This window comes from Novosphingobium sp., assembly GCF_036820275.1.
Taxonomy (GTDB): Bacteria; Pseudomonadota; Alphaproteobacteria; order Sphingomonadales; family Sphingomonadaceae; genus Novosphingobium.
This window is the reverse complement of the sequence record NZ_DAISLT010000048.1, coordinates 1-22,439: the sequence shown is the minus strand read 5'-3', so window position 1 is coordinate 22,439 and position 22,439 is coordinate 1. Positions and strand designations below refer to the sequence as shown.

Genomic DNA, 22,439 nt, shown 5'->3' with positions numbered 1-22,439 from the left:
ATGGGCGGCGGGATCGCGAACATGGGGGCGTCACATCTCGTGCACGGCATGGGCATGGCGCTCGAAGTGCCGCGATGGCCGACGATCACTGCCGCAGAGGCCGAGGCGATCCTGGCCCGCTTCCCCGAAGTGGGCACGCCGGGCGCGCTGCTCTGGCATTCGCCGCGCCCGTTCTCTGCGGCGACGCTGGTGGAGGCGGAGCGCGGCGAGGTGTTTCTCAAGCGCCATCATCGGCAGTTGCGCACGCCGGCCGCGCTGGCGGAGGAACATGCCTTCATGGCGCATTTGCGGGCGGCGGGTGTCGCGGTGCCGGAAGTCGTGCCCGGAAAGGACGGCGTGGGCGCGCTGGCCGAGGGCCAGTGGACTTACGAGGTGCTGCGCAAGGCGCCGGGTCTCGATCTCTATCGCGACCGCCAGTCCTGGACGCCGTTCCTATCGCTCGGCCATGCCCGCGAGGCGGGGGCGGCGCTGGCGCGGTTGCACCGGGCGGCGGCCGATTTTCCGGCCGGGCCGCGCGGGGACCATCCGCTCGTCAGCAGCTTCACGATCCTGCCCACGGGCGATCCGCTCGCGGCGGCGGAGGCCTATGTCGCCGCCCGTCCGGCGCTTGCGGCCTATCTTGCGGACAAGCCCTGGCGGCAGGAGCTGGCGCGTCTCTTCGCGTCACTGGGGGAAGGGCTGTCCGAGCGACTGGCGGACCAGCCCTCGCTCTGGACCCATAACGACTGGCATCCCTCCAATCTGCTCTGGTCCGCCGAGGGTCAGGTGAGCGGGGTGATCGATTTCGGCCTTGCGACGCGGACTTGCGCGCTCCACGATCTCGCCACCGCCATCGAGCGCAGCGCCGTCGCCTGGCTCGATCCGGAGCCGGGGGCGGATGGAGAGGCCGCACTGGCGCTGCTGGCCAGCTATTGCACGGTATTGCCGCTGACCCGCGCCCAGATCGAGACGCTGATCCGCCTGCTGCCGCTGGTTCATATCGAGTTTGCACTGTCCGAAGCCGACTACTTCGCCGGTATTCTGGACGACCGCACGCAGGCCGATCTCGCGTGGCAGGGCTATTGCATCGACCATGCCGACTGGTTCCTCTCCGCACCGGGGCAGGACTTCCTGCGCGACCTCGAAACCGGAGCGCTGTCCTGATGTCGGCACTGGAGATCGTCGCGGTTGCCGTGAGCTTCCTCGGCATCTGGCTGACGGCCAGGCGGCGCATGCTGTGCTGGCCGGTCAACCTCACGGCCTGCGCGCTCTATTTCAAGCTGTTCCTCGACGTGCGGCTCTATGCCGACATGGTGCTACAAGCGCTGTTCGGAGCAGCGATCCTCTACGGCTGGACCGTCTGGGCGCGGGGCAGGGAGCAGTCCGGAGAGATCGTCGTCAGGCCGCTTTCCATGGCGCAGGCGGGCAAGGGGCTGGCCGTCGGCGCCGTTGCGGCCGTGGCGTTCGGCTGGCTGACCAGCCGTTATACCGACGCGGCGCTGCCCTGGATGGACTGCGCGCTGAGCAGCTTCAGCCTCGTCGCCCAGTACTGGACTGCAAGGCGCCATGCGGCGAGCTGGCTGCTGTGGATCGCCGTGGATGTGCTTTACGTCGGCATGTTCGTGTTCAAGGGACTATGGCTGACCGCCGGACTCTACGGGGCGATGATCGTCCTGGCCGTGCTCGGCTACCGCAATTGGCAACGGGCACGGCAGGCGCAAATCTGAAGGATCAGCCGACGACGATGGCGCTGATCCGGTGGAAGAACGGATGGTGCGGCGTCGCGCCGTGGGCGACATGGGTGAACATGCCGTCGTTCAGGTTCGGCAGCTTCGATTCGATGCCGCAGACTTCCTCTCCGCCACGCACGTCGATGTGGGCGTGAAGCTTGCCGTCGAACTCCAGGCCGATGTCGACCGCCTGAGGGAACTCGGCGCGCAGCACCTCCAGCACCCGATTCAGACGGCCGGTCAGCGTCTCTTCCGTGGCGGGATTCGAGAGCGGGGAACCGTCGATCGAGTACAGGGATGCATCCTTGCGCATGGGGCGCGCCTCCTTGGAGAAACGGGTAGGGAATGGGCTGTTGCGACAGCCAGCTTACCCGTTTTCCCGTAACAGGAAACACCCGAGTTTCGCGGATGCGGCGGTCCGATCAAGTATCGGACCCAGCGGTACAATCGCTGTCACCGGTTCGAGGCCGGCCTATCGGCCATGCCGCGAATCGCCTAGCGGCTCTTGCGCGACGGGCTGGTCTTCCAGCACAGCCAGGCCACGTTGATCCAGGCGCCCACCGTCAACTGACCGGCCCAGGCGATCATGCCGTAGCCGAGGCCGAAGGCGCCCGCGTCGATCAGCAGGACCAGCGCCACGAGCGTCCAGCCGCCGATGCGGGCGAGACGGCTCTCGTGCTGGGTCAGGGCGCGACCGGCGAGGTCGCGCTGGTGGCGTTTCATCGAGAGGGCGAGCGCGGCGAAGGCGGCGATTCCCAGTAGCAGGCAGAGCAGGTGGATCATGCGGTCACGGCCTCCCGAGTCTTGCGTCTTGCGGTGTGCGGACCTGCCGCGCGCTTGCGGGCGGCCTTGCGTGCAGCCATGGCGAAACCGAGCGCCAATAGCAGCATCACCAGATCGAACGAGACAAACAGCCAGTCGCCCGCCAGCAGGCTCACGGGCAGTCCGCGCGGGGTGGTTACGGCATTGACCAGCGGCACGGCGGCGAAGAGCGCGGCGGCGAGGCCCAGCATCTCCGGCCAGGCGCGGGCGGCGGGACGGACCAGCGACCAGAGCAGTACCGCGAGCCAAGCCAGGAACAGGCTGTCGATCTCGCGGTCGGCGCGATCGGTCATTTGCAGGGGCAGCAGGCGGTTGGCCAGGAAGTAGGTGGCGAGGCCGATGGGGAAGCCCGCGATCGTCGCGATGTTGAGCTTTTCGACGAGGCGGAAGCCGAAGTGCGGGCGGCTGGGATCGGGCAGCTTGGACCGGCGCTTGACCGTCCAGAGGACGAGGCCGCTGCCCACCATGATCGTGCCGCCAAGGCCGGACAGGAAGTAGAGCCAGCGCAGGCCGTATTCCGCGTAGCGACCGGCATGGAGACCGATCATCACGCTTTCGGTGGCAAGCGCGGCGCCTTTGGGCATGCTCTGGTCCACCGGCTGTCCGGTGACGCCGTTGAAGGTCACTTCCTCGCCGCGCGAGCCGATCGCGCCTTCGGGCGCGCGGGTCACGCCGATCAGGGCGGTGGCGTCACCGGGATTGGAGACCCGCAGATAGCCGACCTTCTTGCCGCCCCAGTGGGCCGAGGCAGACTGCATGATCGGGCCGACCGCGGCCAGCGGCGCGGGCTTGCCGCTGCGCGCGACCTCCTCGCTCTTGCCGAAGACGGCTTCGAAGAAGGTGGTGTTCTGGGCATAGTTCGCGGCGATGCCCCAGGGCATGTACATGGTCGCCAGCGTGACCAGCCCGGTGAAGGTGATCATCAGGTGGAAGGGCAGGGCGACCACGGCCGTGACGTTGTGCGCGTCGAGCCAGGAGCGCTGGCCCTTGTTGAAGCGCAGCATGAAGAAGTCGGCGAAGATCTTCTTGTGGGTGATGATCCCGGAGAGGATCGCCACCAGCATGAACATCGCCGCTACGCCCACGAGGTAGCGCGCCCAGAGCACCGGCATGTAGTGCAGGTCGAAATGGAAGCGGTAGAGGAAGAAGCCGCCGCTCGTCTCGCGGGTGGAGATTTCCCGGCCGCTCCGGTCCAGCACGGCGCTGGTCTCGCCGCGCTTCGCGGGCTTGGCGCCGTCGCCCGGTTGCCAGTAGACCTGGGTGGTGGCGCTGCGGCTGTTGGGGGGCGAGATGTACCAGCTCTTCGCGTCGGGCGCGGTGCGCTGGAGGAAACGGACGGCGCCTTCGGCCGAGGCGACCGGATCGGCATCCCCGGTGACTTCCGGCTGCATCCAGCGGGTGATCTCGTCCTGGAAATAGGCCGAAGTGCCGGTGGCGAACATCGCGAACAGCAGCCAGCCCAGCAGCAGTCCGGTCCAGGTGTGGAGCAGTGCCATCGACTGGCGCAGACCTTCCTTCACAGCCGGCCTCCCATGTCGAGCGAAAGCCAGAGCAGGCCGCCACCGATCGCGCTACCCACGGCGAGGCAGAGCCACAACCGCGCGATCGAGCGCAGGCCGAAGGCGAACAGCGCCACCGTGGCGAAGACGGCAAACGAGAGCAGTGTCGCGGCGACGCTGGCTTCGGCGGGATCGACCGTCAGGCCGTGCGCCAGCAGCCGCGCAAGGCAGGCCGTTGCAAGCGAGGTGAACAGATAGTTCGCCGGGACGGCCGCAAGGATGCGGGACACGACGTTCCAGCGGCCGATTCCGCGGTTCGTTCCCCTGGCAGTGGCGGCACTTCTGGCCATGCTCGATCTTCCCCCGAGAGCAGGATATTGCAAATCAATCGCAAGAAAGCCGGTAGTTTCGGGGCGCGTCGGAGTCAATGATTGGTTGGGACTGGCTGGAATGCCGCTTGCCGGAATCCCGCGCGCAGATATTGTTCGTCAAACCGTCATGGATCGTCCCTAGGGCGGCGCGCGCCGGACACGAGACGGCGGGGCGCAGGGCGGAACAATCGTGCTTATCGAGGTCATGGATCGTCCTGCGGCGCCGTCGCAGGACTGGAATGCAGCAAGTGCCGCGCTTCTGCGCTATCTCCGGGCCAGGGGCGTGCGACCGGATCTGGCCGACGATGTGGCGCAGGAAACGCTTGCGCGGTTGATCGCTCTCAGCCAGACCCAGCAGATCGGCAGTCTTTTTGCGCTGGCCTTCAGGATTGCGGACAACCTGATCGTCGATGCCGGGCGCCGCGAGAAGCGACATTTCGGGGAAGTAGACGAAGAATGGCAAAGCGATGACCCCTCGCTGGACAGGGTTCTCGATTCGCGCCGCGCGCTCGACGTGCTCTCGCGGTGCCTGCGGGGAATGCCGCCGCTGCGCCGGGAAGTTCTCATTCGCAGACGTCTGAACCAGGAAAGCTGCCGTGCGATCGGCGAAGATCTCTCGATGAGTGCCAAGGCAGTGGAGAAGCATATCACTCGCGGGTTGCTGGACTTGCGCGCCGCGCTGGAGCGTGCGGGCGTGCGCGTCCCGGGGGTCGGCGAATGAACGCGCAGACGCAGCAATTCGATGCGATCGATCGCGAGGCGGCGCAGTGGGTGGACCGGATGAACCGCCCGCTCCACGATGCGGCAGTCGCGGCCGAATTCGATCGCTGGATCATGCAGGACCCCCGCCACGTCGAAAGCTATGCGCGGTTCCAGGCGCTCTGGCAGTCGGGCGGCTTGCGCCATGCTTTGGAGGCGGCACAGGCCGAACCGGAGCACTTCGGATTTGCCGGCGAGGATGGAACCCCGGACTGGGAAATTCCGAGCCGGGCCGGGCAGGCCTGGAAGCAGTTCGCCGGTTTCGCCGCTGTGGCCTTGTGCCTCGTAGGTCTGGCCTCGCTGGGTGCGCGCGCGTTGGTGAACGAGACGAGCTATGCGGCGGCGCGCGGCGCGGCGCGGGATGTCCTGCTGGCCGACGGATCGAAAGTCCGGATGAGCGGGGGCACGCAGATGAACGTGCGCATCACCCCGTGGTCGCGCGAGGTGGCGCTCCAGAACGGGGAGGCGTTCTTCGACGTCGCGCATGAGAATCTCCGTACGTTCTCGGTGAATACGGGGACTTCGCGCATCACCGTGCTCGGCACGGCGTTCGACATCGACATGGTGGACCGCGAGACCCGCGTGGTGCGGGTCTATCGCGGGCTCGTCAGCGTCGATGCCGGGGCCGGCCGGCAATGGCGCCTGCCGGCGGGGAACGGCATCGAGGTCGGCGGTGGCCGGGTGCGTAGCCTCGGCGAAGTGCGGGGCGATCATCCCGGCTGGATCGACGGCTGGTTCGATGCCGACGACACTTCGGTGCGGCAACTCGTCCAGCGGCTCAATCGCGGATCGAGTCTGCCGGTGGTCCTCGACGATCCGGCGCTCGGCAGCCTGCCGGTAACGGGACGTTTCCAGACCTCCGATCCGGAAATGGTGCTGGAGGCGCTGGCGGCGATCCACGACCTCAGATGGCGCAAGGAGACGGCCCGCTACGTGCTGTCGCGGTGAGCTGTCATCAAGTTTTCATTATAAAGTAATGAAAATGTAAGATAAAATAATTGTCGGGATCGGCCGGGTGCGCGCGTCTTCCCCCCGAATACCTAATCCAAACGGGGGATCCGATGTTTCGTTCGAGTAAAGTCCTGGCCCGTGCTTCGGCACTGGCCATAGCGCTGGCAACGGTCGGGGGCGGCCTTGCCGCGCCGACTGCACAGGCAGCCGCCGCGCAGTACAGCTTCACCATTCCGGCGCAGGACCTGAGCCGGGCGCTCCAGGAGTTCTCGCGCGTCACGGGCATGCAGGTGGCGGCGGCGCCCGATGCGGTACGGGGGCGCAGCAGCAGCGCCGTTTCCGGCAAGATGAGTGCGCAGCAGGCGCTCTCGCAGCTGGTGCGGGGGGCCAATGTCGAAACGCAGATGCGTGGGGGCACCGTGATCCTCAAGGCGCGGGCCGCCAAGCCGCGTCCTGCGGCTGCCGCGCAGACCCGCCGGGCCGCGCCGGTCGCGGCGGCAGCCGTCGCCGAAGAACCTGCCGGGGGCGGCGACAGCGAGATCGTCGTCACCGGCTACATCGAGGCGGTCCAGCGCTCGCTCGATATCAAGCGGAGCAACGACACCGTTTCCGACACGGTCAGTGCCGACGACATGGGCAAGTTGCCCGCCAACAACGTCTCCGAAGCGCTCGCGCGGCTGCCGGGCGTCAATGCGGTGCGCAGCCCGACCACGGGCGAGGGCGACCGCATCACCGTGCGCGGCCTCTCGACCGAACTGAACAACTACTCGATCAACGGCGTGCGCCTGGGCGGCGCCGGATCGCGCGACAACAATTTCTACCGCGGCGTGCGCCTCTCGGTCCTGCCGCCTGACGGCATCAAGCAGATCACCGTCTACAAGACCCTGACGCCCGACCGCGACGGCGATGCGCTGGGCGGCTCCGTGGATATTTCCACCCCCACGGCGTTCGACCAGACCCCGACTTATGCGCGTCTCTCGGTCGAGGGTGGCATGTTGGACAAGTACGACCACCGCAAGTCCGGCCAGGTCTCCGGCGCTCTCGCGCGCCAGTTCAACGAGCATTTCGGCATCTACGTCTCCGGCAACTGGAGCCGCCGCAAATCGCAGTTCGAACAGAACGGCGTCGACGGCGACAACCAGCCGGACACCTGGTACGACGACAGCGAAACCCTGGGCTGGGACCCCAACCGCTTCGTCATGCGCGGCATGGACCTCGGCTTCGGCGAGACCGACGTGAAGCGCTGGGGCGCCAATACCAGCATCGACTATCGTTCGGACAACCACGATTTCCACTTTCGCGGGCAGTACAACAAGTACCGCAAGGACGAATTCCTCAACCGTCTGAACTTCCGCAACGATACCTCGAAGAATTCGGCCCGGCTTTCGCAGGTGGACAGCGATGACACCTCGCTGCTCCAGCCCGACGACAACGTGACCGGCTATGACGCGAAGCTCGGGCGGATTTACGGTTATACCGTGGGACAGATCGTCGATCGCGACGGTGACGGGCTGATCACCGATGCCGACCGTTCCACCCGCTCGTTCTACAGCCTGAACGGCGGTTCGGGCACCTGGGACCCGCAGGGCTTCCGTCTGCGCCGGTTCTGGGAAGGCTCGCGCGAAACCGGCAGCCTCGCGTCGGCCAACCTCGGCGGCGTATCGCGGCTGGGCGAAGTGACGATCGACTACGACGTCTCCTACTCGCAGTCGGAGGACAATCTCGACGACGGCTACACGCTGGAGTTCCGCAGCGACAAGTACGGCTGGCTGGGCAACCAGGGCGTGCTGTTCAGCAGCAGCGAAGACTCGCGCTTCCCCAAGTGGCTGCTCAATTCCGCCGGTCTCGATGCGGTGCAGGACCCGTCGCAATACGGCTTCAGCAGCCTCGAAGGCGAAGTGGGCGGCAGCAGCGAGAAGCTGTGGCAGGCACAGTTCAATCTCGAATGGAAGCCGGTCGATTCCTGGCTGGAAGCGTTCAAGACCGGCGCCAAGTTCTACAACTCGCGCCGCCGCACCTATCAGGGCTCGTTCCTGAATCTCGAAGCGGACGGCACGCTGGCGGACTTTTCCGAGTTCTACGGCAAGGACGTGAACAGCCTGTTCGGCGGGGCCTATAGCGGCCTCTACCGGCTCGGCACGACAATCGACAATCGCAAGATGCTGGCCGAACTCCAGCGGGCGCAGTCCGGCGACAGCGAGATCTTCGACGGTTTCGCGGTCGATCCCAATCAGGCCGAACTTTCGAACGAGGACAGCTTCCGCTTCGAGGAACGCGTGATCTCCGCCTATGCCATGGGCACGGCGCGCTTCGGCCGCGCGCAAGTGATCGCGGGCGTGCGCATGGAAGCGACGCGTAACACGATCGATGCCTGGAACATGGACCTGATCCAGGGCGAGCGCTTCGTCTCGGACAAGTCGAGCTTCGTCAACGTGCTGCCCTCGGTCCATGTGAACTACGAGCTGGACGATCGCACCAAGCTGCGCGGCGCGGTCTGGACCAGCTTCGCCCGCCCCGACATCGCCCGCATGAGTTCGGCGCGCGAATACGGCTACGACACCGATCCCGATGGCGACGGCGAGCAGAACCCGATCTCGCAATGGGTGCTGACCTCGATCGCGCAGGGCAACCCGAACCTCAAGCCGATGCGCTCGCTCAACCTCGATATGTCGCTGGAGCACTATGCAGGACGGACCGGGGCCTATTCGGTGGCGCTCTACTACAAGCACATCACCAACTTCCTGTTCCGCTCCTCCTCCAGCAACATCCGCGACGGGACGCTGGGCGAGAACGTCGATCCGGCGGGCGTGGCGATCTCGATGCCGAACAACGGCAAGACTGCGGAAGTCTACGGCATGGAAATCAGCGGTCAGCAATTGCTGCACTGGCTTCCGGGCGTACTCGGCTCGCTGGGTGTCGGCGGGAACCTTACCTTGCAGCGCTCCAGGGCGGTGACGGGGCTTTCGTGGCATCCGGACGGCTACAAGCTGCCGCTGATGGAAACGCCCGAGACGATCGCCAACCTGCAACTGTTCTGGGAGCGCAAGGGCTGGGAAGTCTACGGTGCATGGAACTATCAGTCGCGGTTCATGGGCGGCATCCAGGACTTCGGCAACAATCCCTACGAGCAGGCCTATAGCTTCGTCGATCTGACCTTCCGCAAGACCTTCCTCAAGAAGTCGTCGGTGCAGCTTCAGGTCCAGAACCTCTTTGACTCCCACACTTATTGGGAAACGGTGTCGTCGGGAACCGGCGCGAGCCGCGCTTACATCAAGAACGGGCGCAGCATCACGCTCGGCCTGAACCTGATCTTCTGAGGATATCGGTGATGAAGATGAAAACCCGCATCCTGCTGGGCGCGCTGGCGTTCGGTCTGCCGCTCCCGGCGATCGCCGCCGATGCTCCGGTCCAGCAGCAGGAGCCGTTGGCCCCTGCGACCGTCCGGCCCGAGCGCGTGATCCTCAATCTCACCGCCGATCCGGCGACCGAGATGGCCGTGACCTGGCGCTCGGCGCCGGGTCTCTCGGGGCAGGTCCAGTATGCGAAGGCGACGAGCAGTCCCGATTTCGTGAAGACGCCGCTGACGCTTGAGGCGAAGACCGACGACGCCACTCTGGCGGTTCGCGAGGACCCGGCCTTCCGCGCCGCCTATCACTCGGCGGTGCTGACCGGGCTCGATCCGGATACCGTCTATGCCTACCGCGTCGGCGACGGCACGCACTGGTCCGAATGGTTCCAGTTCCGCACCGCCGCGCGCGAGGCCAAGCCGTTCCGCTTCATCTACATGGGCGACATGCAGAACCAGATCCTGTCGGAAGCCTCGCGCACCTTGCGCATGGCGTTCCGGCAGGCGGGCGACGCGGCCTTCACGATCCATGCCGGAGACCTCATCAACCGGCACGACAGCGACGCGGAGTGGGGCGAGTGGTTCGCCTCGGGCGGGTTCCTCTATGCCCAGACGCCGCAGATGCCGACGCCGGGCAATCACGAGTACGTCAAGGACGAGGCCGCCCGGGCCGGGTCCTCGATCAACGGCCAGTGGCGCCGCCAGTTCACGCTTCCGGAGAACGGCCCGGCCGAGGTTCCGGCCAGCCGCGAGACGAGCTGGTACACCGACTATCAGGGCCTGCGCCTGATCTCGATCGACTCCATGCAGGTCGACCGTGACGGAGCCGCCCGCAAGGCGATCGTGAAGTGGCTGGACGATCTTCTGGCGAAGAACCCGAACCGTTGGACGGTCCTGTTCCTGCACTTCCCTCTGTTTTCCAGCGAGCCGGGGCGCGACAACCCCAAGGTCCGCGCGGCGCTCAAGCCGCTGATCGACAAGTACCATGTCGATCTCGTGCTTCAGGGCCACGATCACGGCTATGCGCGCGGCGCGGTGGGCAAGGACGGTCCGGCGGCGGACGATGTGGGCACGACATATGCCGTCTCGGTCGCCGGGCCGAAGATGTACGAGGTCGGCAGCCTGCCTTGGGCGCGCAAGTCGGCCTCGCGCACGCAGGCCTATCAGGTCATCGACGTCAGTCCTTCCGCGCTGACGTATCGGGCTTACACGGCGACGGGCGAGCCGCTCGACGCGGTGACCTTGCAAAAGCCCTGACAACGAAGGCCCTGACAGCGAAAAGGCCGAGGCAAGCCGGGGGGCATTGCTTCGGCCCGGGCGTGGCCGCTCTTCGATTGCGACCCGAAGGGCGGCCTCGTTCAGCCCGCCCGGCTTGATCAGCCGGGCGGGCGCATTCGTTCTCAGTCGAGCATCGTCGCGCGCAGCTTGGCGATATCGGCGTCGGTAAGGCCGATCTTTTGCTTCAGGTAGCCTTCCGTGCCGCCGTACTGCCGGTCGAGATACGTGAAGAACTGCGCGAGGTGCGAGGCGCCGCTCGGCGTGTAGAGCGGTTCGGCCTTGGGCGGCTGGCCGTCGGCGCGCGCGGCGTAATACTTGAGGATCGGATTGCCCGGGTAGTCGGCGGGATCGACCTTGGGCATTTCCCACTGCGGTTTCCGGAAGCCCGTCGAGAGGTGATAGTCCTTGAGGATCGTCTCGCGGTCGACGCCGAGCACGTCGTAGATGAGCGCGGTGGCGATCCCGGTGCGGTCCTGCCCGGCCGAGCAGTGATAGACCACGGCGCCTTCGTTCGCGAGAAGCCGGTTGAACAGTGCGCGGAACTGCGGGACGAGCATGATCTCCATGCCCTCGTACATGTTTTCGCCGCCGCCTTTGGCCATCTTCGCGAAGAGGGGCTTCAGCGAATAGTCGTTGGCGAGGAACAGCGCGCCGGTGCGGTCGTCGAGCATGTCTGGCGTGACTTCGCGCTCCTCGATCGAACGCAAATCGACCACGGCGCCAAGATGGACCTGATCGAGCAGGGCGTAGTCCGCTTCGGTCAGAAGCGGCATTGCGCCGGACCGGAAGGCCTTGTCCCACTTCACGGTACGACCGTCCCGGGTGGCATAGCCGCCGATATCGCGGAAATTGCTGCCCTGCTGGAGCGGTAGCACGCGCTCGGCAACGACGGTGGTCTTGCCGCCCTTGCCTTCGAGAATGACGTAGCGCCGCTCGCTTGCCGGGATCGGCAGCTTGAGCGCGATCTCCTTGCTGGCGGCGGCGAAGCGCTGGTCGCCCTTGTCGAGAACGGGGTCGGTGCTGACCCAGACGTTTACGGGGGCGCTGTCCGTTCGGGCAAGCTCGACCGTCCGGTCGTCGAGCCGGGTGAGCGTCGCCGGTTCGCTAGCCACGGCGGGCGCGGCGGTGAGTGCCGCGATAACGGCGAAGGGAGCGATCTTGCGCATGAGCGGAATCCTTGATGTCGTTAGGATGCAGGCCGTTAAGACGGATGTATGTATCCTTTGTGACAGGAATTCGGTCAATATATTCCTATTTGATCGCGGATATGATGGCCGACTGCGGACGTGCGTAAAACGACTGTATGATTCTCCGACGCGAGTCGAATCAAAAAAGGGCCGCCGTTGGGCAGCCCCTTTTCTGGTGTCGTCGATTCGGGATCGGTCAGCCGCGGCCCTTGCCGAAAGCGACGATCTGGAGGAGGCCGCCGGCCATCGCGACGTTCTTGAAGAAATGGATGAACTGGTTCTGGTCGGCGAACTGCGAGTGGAAGAAGGCCGCCGTGACGAGGCTGAACAGTGCGAGACCGGCAGCTACCGTGCGCAGGCGATAACCCGAAATCAGCAGCGCGCCGCCGACGACTTCGACCGCAACTGCACCGGCCATGGCGACGGCGGGGAAGGGCAGGCCGACCGACGAGATGTAGGCCATGGTTCCGGCGGGGTCGGAGAGCTTGGAAAGGCCGCTCAGAATGAAGATGGCGGCAATCAGGATGCGGCCGACGAGCGGCAGGAAGCTCACGATTCCGGCTTCGTTAGCGGCAGGAGCGATCTTGGCGGTTGCAGTATTCATGGCTTTTCCCCTTTGGGCTTTGTCTGGAGAGGGTCCGGCCGGGTCGGCTGCGGGGTGCCTCGATGGGCCATGAAATGCCGAAGAAAGATGTTTCCAGAAATCCGGATAAAATTGATCTTAGCGTTCGATTAATTGGAAATGAGAGGCGTCAGCGCGGAATGCTTGGCGGCTTCCCGCGACTGCGCCAGGGTTTCGGCGTCGTGACGCCCCATGCGGCCTGCGTGTTTTGGATACAGTTTGAGCTATCCGATCAGATGTCAGGAAGCTCGCCCATATCGCTGTCGAGGCCGCACTGGGCGACGAAGCGGTCGAGCAGCCACGCCGCCGCCGGGCCGGGCGGGGTGTCGCGGCGCCAGATGCCGCCGAAGCGGTAGATGCCGCCGGTATGGTCGGGCATCGAGAGGCGGATGAGCGTGCCGGAAATCAGATCGGCTTCGATCATCGGCAGTGGCATGTTGCCCCAGCCGATCCCCTGCCGAAGCAGGGCATGCTTGGCGCCGAGGTCGGCGAGGCGCCAGGTCTTGGAGCTCATGACCGAGAAGTCCTTGCCTTCGGTGAAGCGCGAGCGATCGCTGAGCACGAGCTGGGTATATTCGCGGCCCGCGCCGGGCGGGATCGGGTCCATGCGGCCGAGAGGATGGTCGGGCGCGGCCACCGGAACCATCGCCACCGAGCCGACCGAGACGCTTTCGATTCCCTCCACGCCCGCGAAGAGCGGCCCGGACAGCCCGATCACGGCAGTCCCGTCGAGCACCATGGAGGTGATCGCGCCGAGCGCCTCGACATGGAGGCGAAGTTGCACGGTCGGAAACTCGGCAGCAAAGGCGCGCAGGATCACGCCGAGACTCTCGGCCGGGAACATGACGTCCACGGCGAGATCGACTTCGGCTTCCAGACCGTCGAGCAGGCCCTTCACTTTGGCCCGCAGCCCGTCGATGCCTTCCGCGACGCCGCGTGCTTCCGAAAGCACGGCCCGGCCCGCCGTGGTGAGGACGGGCTTGCGGGTGCCCTCGCGCTCGAACAGCAGGACGCCGAGCTGGGCTTCGAGATTGGCGATGCCATAGCTGATGACCGAGACCGCGCGGTTCAGCTTGCGCCCGGCGGCTGCGAAACTGCCGGTATCGACGATGGCCAGGAAAATGCGAAGCTGGTCCAGCGTCGGCGTACCGGGGTTACTCACTTTTCAATCTCCTCGAACAGTCATGTCGATTTTATCCCTCTGAACTTGAAATGAGAGCAAGTCTATATGGGTTTCAACAGGACGGCACCTTACCCCGCCGCCCCCGGAGACAGGACATGATCGAACTTCGCCCCTTTGACAGCCTCGGTGGTGCCAATCACGGTTGGCTCGACGCCAAGCACCACTTCTCGTTCGCCGGCTACCACGATCCGGCCCGCGTCCACTGGGGCAACCTTCGCGTCTGGAACGACGACGCGATCGCCCCGCAGACCGGCTTCCCGCCGCACCCCCACCGCGACATGGAAATCATCACCTATGTCCGCGAAGGTGCGATCACCCACCAGGACAACCTGGGCAACAAGGGTCGCACGGAAGCCGGAGACGTCCAGGTGATGAGCGCCGGCACCGGCATCACCCACTCGGAGTACAACCTCGAGGACGTGACGACGAAGATCTTCCAGATCTGGATCATCCCGACCCGCGACGGCGAAGAGCCGAGCTGGGGCGCCAAGCCTTTCCCCAAGGGTGATCGTTCGGGCCAGTTCGTGACGCTCGCCTCGGGCTACGAGAACGACAACGACGCCCTGCCGATCCGCACCAATGCCCGCGTCGTGGGCGCCACTCTGAAGGCGGGCGAAACCGCCGAATACCCGCTGGGCAAGGATCGCAAGGCCTACCTCGTTCCCGCCATCGGTGCGGTGCAGATCGAGGATGTCCGTGCCAATGCCCGTGACGGCGTGGCGATCAGCGACCTCGACGTACTGCGGATCACCGCGATCGAGGACAGCGAAATCGTCCTCGTCGACGCAGCCTGACCAATACCGGGAGCGGGTGGATATCCATCCGCTCCCCATCTCCCCGATTGAAATTTTCCGGTTCGGCGCCAAGACTCTCCCCGGCGCTCAAACGCACAGAAGAAGCGCAAGGAAGGATTGCCCCATGACCGTCCACTCATCCGATATCGAAGGCGTAGACCTCGTCGTTCTTCCCCCCGTCCGCGATCTCGGCGACGGCTTCCAGGTCCGCCGCGCGCTGCCCACGGCGCAGCGCCGGATGGTCGGTCCCTTCATCTTCTTCGACCAGATGGGCGAGGCGGTGTTCCGCAGCGGCGAAGGCCTGGACGTGCGCCCGCATCCGCACATCGGCCTCTCCACGCTGACCTACCTTGTCGAAGGCGAGATCTTCCACCGCGACTCACTCGGCTCTGCGCAGGCGATCCGCCCCGGTGAGGTCAACTGGATGACGGCAGGCAGCGGCATCGTCCACTCCGAGCGCACCTCACCCGAGGTCCGCGCCAGCGGCGGCAAGCTGTTCGGTCTCCAGACCTGGATCGCGCTGCCCAAGGAAGCCGAAGAGATCGCCCCGGCCTTCGCACATCACAAGGCCGACGAAATTCCCGTGACCGAAGACGCCGGAACGCGGCTGACGCTGATCGCCGGCACCTCCGACGGGCTGACCTCGCCGCTCAAGACCTATTCCGACATGGTCTATGCCGACATCGTCATGCTGGACGGCGCGCGCTACCAGGTGAAGGCCGAGCACGTCGAACGCGCGATCTACGTCGTCGGCGGCGAAGTGGAAGTGGAAGGCCAGACGGGCAGCTTCAAGGAGACCGAACTCGTGGTCTTCAAGCCGGGCGCCGAAGTGATCCTGAGGGCCAAGGGCGGCACCCGCCTGATGCTGCTGGGCGGCGAACCGCTCCCGGAAAAGCGCCACATCTTCTGGAACTTCGTCTCCTCCTCGCTCGACCGCATCGAGCAGGCCAAGGAAGACTGGAAGGAACAGCGCTTCGCCCGCGTGCCCGAAGAGCACGAATTCATCCCCCTTCCGGCCTGAGGAACACCAGACCATGGCACATGGAACCGCCCATATCGGCGAAACCCCCTGGCGCACCGAGATCGTCGTCGGCGGCCACGCGATCACCGCGGACGAACCGGAAGCGCTCGGCGGGCAGGGGGCGGGGCCTGCTCCCTACGACCTGCTGCTCGCCAGCCTCGGGGCCTGCACGGCGATCACTTTGAAGATGTACGCGGCTCGCAAGGGTTGGCCGCTGGTTTCGGTCGACGTCGATCTCAGGCTCAAGGGCTCGAAGGAAGAGATGCGGATCGAGCGGAAGCTCTCGATCGTCGGGCTGGATGAGGAGCAGAAGGCCCGGCTTGCGGATATCGCGGAGCGGACGCCCGTGACTTTGACTTTGAAGTCGGGGTTGGGGATCGAGACGGAACTGGTTTGAAGGTAAGAGGAAGTCCTGGGGGATGATCCCCCAGACCCTCGGAATGTCGTCGTGGCGCCCAACCTATCCGTATCGCGCTCCTTGCGGCGCAGCCATTATGTCTCCCGACGCAGCCATGAGCGCACAACGGATAGGCTGGGCGCGACATCGACAGTAATGGGGGTGCAGGGGGGCTATGCTCCCCTGCTTTTCCTTTTCTTCACCCCTGCCTCTTCACCCCTTCTGGCGCAAAGCCCCCAGATCGATCCCGTGCTTGTTCACCTTGTAGTAGAACGTCTTGCGCGGCAGATCGAGCGAGCGGATGGCCGCGCCGATCTCGCCGTTCGCCGCGAGTACGGCGGCGACGATTTCCTCCCGTTCGAAGGCGTCCACGCGCTCGGTCAGGCCTTTTGCCGCCGAGGGTGAGGGGGTGGGCGAAGATTCGCCGAGGCCCAGTGCGAACTGTTCCGCGAAATTGGCAAGTTCGCGCACGTTGCCCGGCCAGTCGTGGCGTTCGAGCATCGTGCGCACGGCTGCCGTCACCGGCGGCAGGTCGCGGCCGCTGCGGCTGGCGGCATCTCCGGCGAAGCGGGCGAAGAGCGGGGCGATGTCTTCGCGGCGCTCGCGTAGGGGCGGCACGGAGAGGCGCATGGCCGCAAGGCGGTAGAACAGCGGCGGGAGGAGCGCGGGCGGCGGACCTTCGGCGGCGTTCTGGCTGGTGGAGATCACCCGCACGTCGACCGGCATCGTTTCGTCCCGGCGGCGCAGTGCGCGTTGTTCGACGAAGGGGAGCAGTCGCTCCTGCAAGGGGGCGGGCGCGCGGTCGATGTCGTCGAGGTAGAGCGTGCCGCGATGGGCGGCGGCGAGGCCGGGTTCGGCGTGGCCGCTCGCGGTGAACAGCGGCTCCGCGAGAGTATCGGGCATTCCGGCGCAGGCGATCGGCAGGAAGCGGTGGCGCGCGCGCTTGCCCGAGCGGTGGATCAGGCGGGCGAGGAGGTCTTTGCCGGTGCCGGTCTCGCCTTCGATGAACAGGTCGATATCGGCATTGGCGAGCACCGGGATCATCTCGCGCAGGCGGCGGATCGCGGGGCTTTCGCCGAGGAAGACGGGCGCGTCGTCGGCCTGCGCGAGGGTGCGCAGGCGGCGGTTTTCCAGGGTCAGTGCACGGGCGGTCGCAGCGCGGTTGACGGCGGCGATCAGGGCGTCGGGGGCGAACGGTTTTGTCAGGAAGTCCCAGGCCCCGGCCTTGAGCATCTGCACCGCCATCTCGATGTCGCCGTGGCCGGTGACGAGGATTACCGGCAGTTCCGGGTCGCGCTCGTGAAGCTGGCGGAACAGGTCGATGCCGGAGACATGCGGCATGCGCACGTCGGTGACGACGACGCCGGGCCAGTCGGTAGTGACGGCAGCAGTTATGGCGGCGAGGGCCGGGGTGGCGGCGGGAAAAGTCTCCACCTCGAAACCGGCGAGACGGAGCAGTTGCGCGGTCGAGCGGGCGAGGTCCTCGTCATCCTCGACGAGAGCGATACGGCGGGAGGTTTCCATCAGGCGAGTCTCAGTTGCAGTTCGAAAGCGGCGCCGGTTTCGCTTGGTACGAGGCGCAGGGAGCCGCCGAATTCCTGGGCGATGTCCTGCGCGATCACGAGGCCGAGCCCGAGGCCCTCGGCGCGGCTGGTGGCGAAGGGGGTGAACAGGCGGTCGGCGATTTCCGGGGCGATGCCGAGGCCGTTGTCGGAGACGGTGAGGCGCAGGGTTTCGCTTTCGACGGTGACGGCGAGGTTGATGCGTGCATCGGGCCTGGCGGCCAGCGCCTCGGTCGCGTTCTGGAGCAGGTTCACGAGAATCTGTTCGAGCCGGACCTTGTCGCCGCGCACTTTGAGATCGGCTGGAATCGCCGGCGTCTCGAACGTCAGCGCGGCGAGGCGTTCCTTGAGCAGCAGCCGCGCGCCGTCGACGACTTCGGCCAGCGACACTGCGCTTTCGCCGGTGCTCGCCTTGCGCGCGAAGCCGCGAAGCTGCGCGGTGATCACGCCGATGCGTTCGGCCAGTCGGTCGATGGCGGAAAGGTTCTCCCGCGCTTCGGCAGGATCGCCCAGGTCGAGCAACTGGCCTGCGGAACGGGCGTAGTTGCGGATCGCGGCGACGGGCTGGGCGGTTTCGTGTGCGACACTGGCAGTGACCTGCCCCAGCGTGGCGAGGCGGTTGGCGAGGCGCAGTTCCTCGCGCAGCAGCGCCGCGCGTTGTTCGAGGGCGGTGCGCTCCTCCATTTCCCGGCGCAGTTCGGCGGTGCGTTCTGTGACGGCGGTTTCGAGCAGCGCGGTGCGTTCACGGCGGCGGCGGCTCCGCTGGGCCAGCCACCAGAGCGCACCGACCGCGACGAGCGCGAGGATCGCCGCTACCGCCTGTGCGCTGCGCATCGGCGTGGTGACGGCGACGCGGATCGGCAGGGCGAGATTGACCCGCCACTGGTCGCGATTGGGCGGGCTGGTGGCGAGCAGGAGGCGCGCGGAGGCGCCGGAGCGGTGCAGGAAGCCGTCGCCGTCGATCGCGTAGGGCGTCGGGGTCAGGCCGGGCGTGCCGATGTCCCCCGCGATCGCCTTCTGCCGGGCGGGGGCGATCGGGCGGGTCATGGCAAAGCGCCAGTCCGGGCGGCTGGCGACGAGGATCACGCCGTCGCGATTGGTCACGAAAGTCTCGCCGCCGGCCCTGCGCCACTGCGCCTCGATCCGGTCGAAATCGAGCTTGATGACGATCACGCAGTCCCCGGCGGCCTTGCGCGCGAGGTAGAGTCCGGGGCGGTGGCTGACGGTGCCGAGCGCAAACTGCGCGCCGTCGCCGTGCCTGCGGGCGTCGCGGTAGTAGCGGCGGAAGCGATAGTCGCGCCCCACGAAGCTGTCGGGGCGGCGCCAGTTGCTGGCGGAAATCGCGAAGCCGTCCTCGCCTACGAGGTAGATCGCGGAAGCGCCGATCTGCTGCGCGAAAGCTTCGAGCTTGGCATCGAGGCGGCGATCGGCTCCGGGTTCGCCGTCGGCTGCGGCGATCACGTCGCGGTCGTCGGCCAGGGTCTGCGGCAGCAGCCGAAAGCGCGCGATCTCGCTGTCGAGCAGGGCTTGGCGCAGACGGGCATCGGCGGCGACGGATGCCGCGAAGGCGGATGACGCGCGCTGGCGCACGATCTCTCCGACCAGCCCCGCTGCGACCAGTGCGGCGAGGAGGGCGGCAAGGAGCCAGAGAAAGGTGTGGCGACGAGTCACCTTGTCTTTCTAGGCTCGGCGCAGGCGATGTGCAAATTTTGGCACATCGCTGCACTGCAATGTGCCGATTTCTGCTCTCCCATGGTTCTCGATATCTCCACAAACCACTGAAAATCAGACATTTACATCATGTGCAAAAATGTCTTTGGCCGCAGCGTGGAATCGAACAGTCTTTGCTCAGCCCGCGATAAGCATAAGTCTTGAGCGGGCAGAGAGAGGAAGGAAGGCCCTACCATGCACGCCCAGTTGTCCGACACGCACGAGACCGCCGCGCCCAAGCGCTGGTACGGTCACCTCTATGTGCAGGTCCTGATCGCCATCGCGGCGGGTGTAACGGTGGGCCACTTCGCGCCCGGCACGGGTGAAGCGCTGAAGCCGCTGGGCGATGCCTTCATCAAGCTGGTCAAGATGGTGATCGCTCCGGTCATCTTCCTGACCATCGTCACCGGCATTGCCTCGATGCGCGACCTGCGCTCGGTCGGCCGCGTCGCGGGCAAGGCGTTCGGCTACTTCTTCTTCTTCTCGACCCTGGCGCTGATCGTCGGGCTGATCGTGGCGAACGTGGTTCGCCCCGGTCACGGCCTGAACATCGACCCCGCCACGCTCGATGCCTCGAAGGTCGCAACTTACTCCGAGAAGGCACACGAAACGTCGATCACCGGGTTCCTGATGGAAATGATCCCGGACACTTTCCTGTCCTCCATGACCCAGGGCAATATTCTTCAGGTCCTGGTGATCGCCATTCTCTTCGGCATTGCGCTGGCCATGCTGGGCGAGCGCGGTGCGCGCCCGCTTTCGCTGCTCGAAGACGTCTCGCTGGTGTTCTTCAAGCTCGTGTCGATCGTCATGAAGGCCGCGCCCGTGGGGGCCTTCGGCGCCATGGCCTTCACTATCGGCAAATACGGTGTCGGCAGCCTTGCCAACCTCGTCGGGCTGGTGGCGACGTTCTACCTGACGTCCGCGCTGTTCGTGGTGGTGGTGCTGGGTCTGGTCGCGCGGCTTGCCGGCTTCTCGATCTTCTCGCTGATTTCCTACCTCAAGGCCGAACTGCTGCTGGTGCTGGGCACGTCCTCCTCGGAGAGCGCGCTACCCTCGCTGATGGAGAAGATGGAGCGCGCGGGCTGCCCCAAGAGCATCGTCGGCCTCGTCGTGCCGACCGGCTACAGCTTCAACCTCGACGGCACCAACATCTACATGACGCTGGCGGCATTGTTCATCGCCCAGGCCTGCAATGTGGAACTGACGCTGGGCCAGCAGGTGCTGCTGCTGGGCGTGGCCATGCTCTCTTCGAAGGGCGCGGCGGGTGTGACCGGCGCGGGCTTCATCACGCTGGCGGCCACGCTGTCGATCGTGCCTTCGGTGCCGGTCGCGGGCATGGCGCTGATCCTGGGCGTCGACCGCTTCATGTCGGAATGCCGCAGCCTCACCAACTTCATCGGCAATGCCGTGGCAACCGTGGTGGTCTCGCGCTGGGAAGGCAAGCTCGACACCGAGCGGTTCAAGGCCGTGCTCGCCAATCGCGAGCCTGCCGCCGAGCCGAGCCCGGTGCTCGTCTGACCTGACCCGACACGGGGCGAAAGCCCCGCACAGGAATCACGGACATGAAGACAGTTTCCCAGCGGCTGCTGGCCGCAACCCTTTGCTGCGCCTCCATCACGGCCCATGCCGAAGAGGCCAAGACCCCGCTCTACCCGGTTTCCGCCAACGGCGACGGTGCCGTCAACAATGGCTACAGCATCTCCCGCTGGGCCGAGGACTGGCGGGTCATGGCGGACGAGAAGAAGCGTGACGATCCGCTCGACCGCCTCAAGTTCCTGCCGCTCGATGGCGACGGCGACATCTACCTGACGCTCTCGGGCGAGCTGCGCCTCCGCGTCAACCAGACCACCAATCCCAACTTGCGCGAGGCCGAGGCACAGCGGCAGGACATCAGCCGCGTGGTAGCAGGTGCAGACCTGCATGTGGGGCCGCACTTGCGCTTCTTCGGCGAACTGGCCCATGCCGGGATCGGCGGCCGGAACATCGGCACGCCCGTCACCAGCATGCGCAACGGCCTCGTTTTCCAGCAGTACTTTGCGGAGTCGAACGGGCAGGTCGGGGGACTGGACGTGGGTATCCGCTACGGCCGCCAGGAGTTCGTCGACGGCCCCAATCTGCTCACCTCGCAGCGCGACAACAACACCATCCACTATACGCTGAACGGCGTGCGCGCCTGGGTGCGGGGCAAGGCCGTGCGCGCCGACGTCTTCGACTTGCGCCCGACGGCCTATGGCGAGGACGGCATCGGCGACGACAGGAGCGATCCCGAGCGCCGCTTCTCCGGCGTGACGCTGGGCTACGCGGTGCCGAAGACGTTCCTGGGCGATTCGAAGATCTTCGTCGATCCCTTCCTCTGGCGGCGGCGCAACGGCGTGGGCACCTGGGGAGGGCGGATCGGCCCGGCGACGCGCTGGTATGGCGGGGTCCACGTCTACGGCGACGCCGGGCCGCTCCAGCTCGACTGGACGGTGAACCACCAGTGGGGCGAGTTCATGGATCAGAAGATCGACGCCTGGCAGGTATTCCTCGCGCAGTCCTGGCGTCTCGGCAAGGACAAGGCCGCGCCGCGCATCGGCCTGAGCGCCGACTACGCCAGCGGCGGGGGTGGTTATGGAGAGGGCAAGCTGCGCGACGCCTATTCGCCTTTCGGCAACAACGTCTATTTCAGCTACCAACTCTACCTGACGCCTTCGAACATCCGTTCCTTCGCACCCACTTTCAGCTTCTCGCCGCTGAAGAACGTGAAGGTGAACGCCGAATACCGCTTTGCCTGGCGTGACAGTGTCACCGATGCGGTCTATCGGGCCAACGGCCAACCCTTTGCCGGCACCCAGAACGGCCGGGCGCGCAAGATTGCCGAACTCGCCCGCTTGCAGGCGGTCTGGCAGATCTCGCCGCGCGTTTCGTTCACCGGGCGCTACGAGCATCTCGAAGCCGGCCCCGCGCTGACCGATGCGGGTTACCGCAGCTCCGATTTTCTCGCGGGCTGGCTGAGTCTACGTTTCTGATGAAAGGTCATTGATGTCCCCGACCCGTCACGCCGCCGCCCGTGCTCTGCTGTCCGATCCCCTGACCAACAAGGGGACCGCCTTCACCGCCGAGGAGCGTGACGCGTTCGGCCTCCATGGCCTGCTGCCCCCGCATGTCGGCACACTCGACAGCCAGATCGAACGCCGCCGCAAGGCATTGGAGGAAAAGGAAAGCGACTTCCAGCGCTATGCCTTCCTG

At 66.0% G+C, this 22,439-nt stretch carries 20 protein-coding genes and 1 pseudogene; 12 read left to right on the top strand and 9 right to left on the bottom strand.

Going from position 1 to position 22,439, the window contains the following annotated elements; translation table 11 throughout:
- The first annotated feature begins 21 nt into the window (after positions 1–21).
- Both V7066_RS25025 and pnuC read left to right on the top strand, forming a co-directional pair.
- Positions 22–1,143, top strand: a complete 1,122-nt coding sequence (locus V7066_RS25025) for a phosphotransferase enzyme family protein (protein WP_334185681.1) — start codon at positions 22–24, stop codon at positions 1,141–1,143.
- Complete coding sequence (gene pnuC, locus V7066_RS25020) at positions 1,143–1,706, top strand: nicotinamide riboside transporter PnuC (protein ID WP_334185680.1); 564 nt, start codon at positions 1,143–1,145, stop codon at positions 1,704–1,706. The genes V7066_RS25025 and pnuC overlap by 1 nt, the downstream gene beginning before the upstream one ends.
- Before the next feature lie 4 nt (positions 1,707–1,710).
- Here pnuC and V7066_RS25015 read toward each other — a convergent pair whose 3' ends face one another.
- The 4 genes from V7066_RS25015 to V7066_RS25000 form a co-directional block, all read right to left on the bottom strand.
- The gene (locus tag V7066_RS25015; protein ID WP_334185679.1) at positions 1,711–2,022 is read right to left on the bottom strand and encodes a hypothetical protein; all 312 of its coding nucleotides are present in this window, start codon (positions 2,020–2,022) and stop codon (positions 1,711–1,713) included.
- 182 nt (positions 2,023–2,204) lie between these two features.
- Positions 2,205–2,492, bottom strand: a complete 288-nt coding sequence (locus tag V7066_RS25010) for a DUF3325 domain-containing protein (RefSeq protein WP_334185678.1) — start codon at positions 2,490–2,492, stop codon at positions 2,205–2,207.
- Complete coding sequence (locus V7066_RS25005; RefSeq protein ID WP_334185677.1) at positions 2,489–4,051, bottom strand: PepSY-associated TM helix domain-containing protein; 1,563 nt, start codon at positions 4,049–4,051, stop codon at positions 2,489–2,491. The genes V7066_RS25010 and V7066_RS25005 overlap by 4 nt, the downstream gene beginning before the upstream one ends.
- Positions 4,048–4,380 (bottom strand): hypothetical protein, encoded by a 333-nt coding sequence (locus V7066_RS25000; protein WP_334185676.1) that lies wholly within the window; start codon positions 4,378–4,380, stop codon positions 4,048–4,050. The genes V7066_RS25005 and V7066_RS25000 overlap by 4 nt, the downstream gene beginning before the upstream one ends.
- Positions 4,381–4,591: 211 nt before the next feature.
- Here V7066_RS25000 and V7066_RS24995 point away from each other — a divergent pair, with 211 nt between their 5' ends.
- The 4 genes from V7066_RS24995 to V7066_RS24980 all read left to right on the top strand — a co-directional run bounded on the left by V7066_RS24995 (position 4,592) and on the right by V7066_RS24980 (position 10,714).
- Positions 4,592–5,122 (top strand): RNA polymerase sigma factor, encoded by a 531-nt coding sequence (locus V7066_RS24995; RefSeq protein WP_334185675.1) that lies wholly within the window; start codon positions 4,592–4,594, stop codon positions 5,120–5,122.
- Positions 5,119–6,108, top strand: a complete 990-nt coding sequence (locus V7066_RS24990; RefSeq protein WP_334185674.1) for a FecR family protein — start codon at positions 5,119–5,121, stop codon at positions 6,106–6,108. The genes V7066_RS24995 and V7066_RS24990 overlap by 4 nt, the downstream gene beginning before the upstream one ends.
- Before the next feature lie 113 nt (positions 6,109–6,221).
- Positions 6,222–9,428 (top strand): TonB-dependent receptor, encoded by a 3,207-nt coding sequence (locus V7066_RS24985; protein WP_334185673.1) that lies wholly within the window; start codon positions 6,222–6,224, stop codon positions 9,426–9,428.
- Between the two features lie 11 nt (positions 9,429–9,439).
- Positions 9,440–10,714, top strand: a complete 1,275-nt coding sequence (locus V7066_RS24980) for a metallophosphoesterase family protein (protein WP_334185672.1) — start codon at positions 9,440–9,442, stop codon at positions 10,712–10,714.
- Between the two features lie 143 nt (positions 10,715–10,857).
- Here the strand turns inward: V7066_RS24980 and V7066_RS24975 are convergent, their stop codons facing one another.
- From V7066_RS24975 to V7066_RS24965, 3 genes are all read right to left on the bottom strand, one after another.
- Entirely contained in the window at positions 10,858–11,901 is a 1,044-nt protein-coding gene (locus tag V7066_RS24975; protein WP_334185671.1) for a tyrosine-protein phosphatase, read from the bottom strand.
- Positions 11,902–12,118: 217 nt separating this feature from the next.
- Positions 12,119–12,526, bottom strand: coding sequence for a DoxX family protein (locus V7066_RS24970; protein ID WP_334185670.1), 408 nt, complete (start codon positions 12,524–12,526; stop codon positions 12,119–12,121).
- A 250-nt stretch (positions 12,527–12,776) separates the two neighbouring features.
- Entirely contained in the window at positions 12,777–13,706 is a 930-nt protein-coding gene (locus V7066_RS24965) for a LysR family transcriptional regulator (RefSeq protein ID WP_334185669.1), read from the bottom strand.
- A gap of 116 nt (positions 13,707–13,822) precedes the next feature.
- On the opposite strand from V7066_RS24965, the gene V7066_RS24960 reads away from it, so the two are divergent.
- The 3 genes from V7066_RS24960 (at position 13,823) to V7066_RS24950 (ending at position 15,939) form a co-directional block, all read left to right on the top strand.
- Complete coding sequence (locus V7066_RS24960) at positions 13,823–14,521, top strand: pirin family protein (RefSeq protein WP_334185668.1); 699 nt, start codon at positions 13,823–13,825, stop codon at positions 14,519–14,521.
- A 124-nt stretch (positions 14,522–14,645) separates the two neighbouring features.
- On the top strand, positions 14,646–15,542 hold the full coding sequence (locus tag V7066_RS24955; protein ID WP_334185667.1) for a pirin family protein: 897 nt from the start codon (positions 14,646–14,648) through the stop codon (positions 15,540–15,542).
- Positions 15,543–15,555: 13 nt separating this feature from the next.
- Positions 15,556–15,939: an OsmC family protein gene (locus V7066_RS24950; protein ID WP_334185666.1), complete on the top strand. Its 384-nt coding sequence runs from the start codon at positions 15,556–15,558 to the stop codon at positions 15,937–15,939.
- A 213-nt stretch (positions 15,940–16,152) separates the two neighbouring features.
- Here V7066_RS24950 and V7066_RS24945 read toward each other — a convergent pair whose 3' ends face one another.
- The gene (locus V7066_RS24945; RefSeq protein ID WP_334185665.1) at positions 16,153–17,463 is read right to left on the bottom strand and encodes a sigma-54-dependent transcriptional regulator; all 1,311 of its coding nucleotides are present in this window, start codon (positions 17,461–17,463) and stop codon (positions 16,153–16,155) included.
- The gene (locus V7066_RS24940; RefSeq protein ID WP_334185664.1) at positions 17,463–19,172 is read right to left on the bottom strand and encodes a sensor histidine kinase; all 1,710 of its coding nucleotides are present in this window, start codon (positions 19,170–19,172) and stop codon (positions 17,463–17,465) included. The genes V7066_RS24945 and V7066_RS24940 overlap by 1 nt, the downstream gene beginning before the upstream one ends.
- Positions 19,173–19,406: 234 nt before the next feature.
- On the opposite strand from V7066_RS24940, the gene V7066_RS24935 reads away from it, so the two are divergent.
- The 3 genes and pseudogenes from V7066_RS24935 to V7066_RS24925 form a co-directional block, all read left to right on the top strand.
- Complete coding sequence (locus tag V7066_RS24935; protein WP_334185663.1) at positions 19,407–20,729, top strand: dicarboxylate/amino acid:cation symporter; 1,323 nt, start codon at positions 19,407–19,409, stop codon at positions 20,727–20,729.
- 44 nt (positions 20,730–20,773) lie between these two features.
- Positions 20,774–22,219, top strand: a complete 1,446-nt coding sequence (locus V7066_RS24930) for an alginate export family protein (RefSeq protein ID WP_334185662.1) — start codon at positions 20,774–20,776, stop codon at positions 22,217–22,219.
- Between the two features lie 13 nt (positions 22,220–22,232).
- A pseudogene (locus tag V7066_RS24925) lies at positions 22,233–22,439 on the top strand (NAD-dependent malic enzyme); the annotation flags it as partial.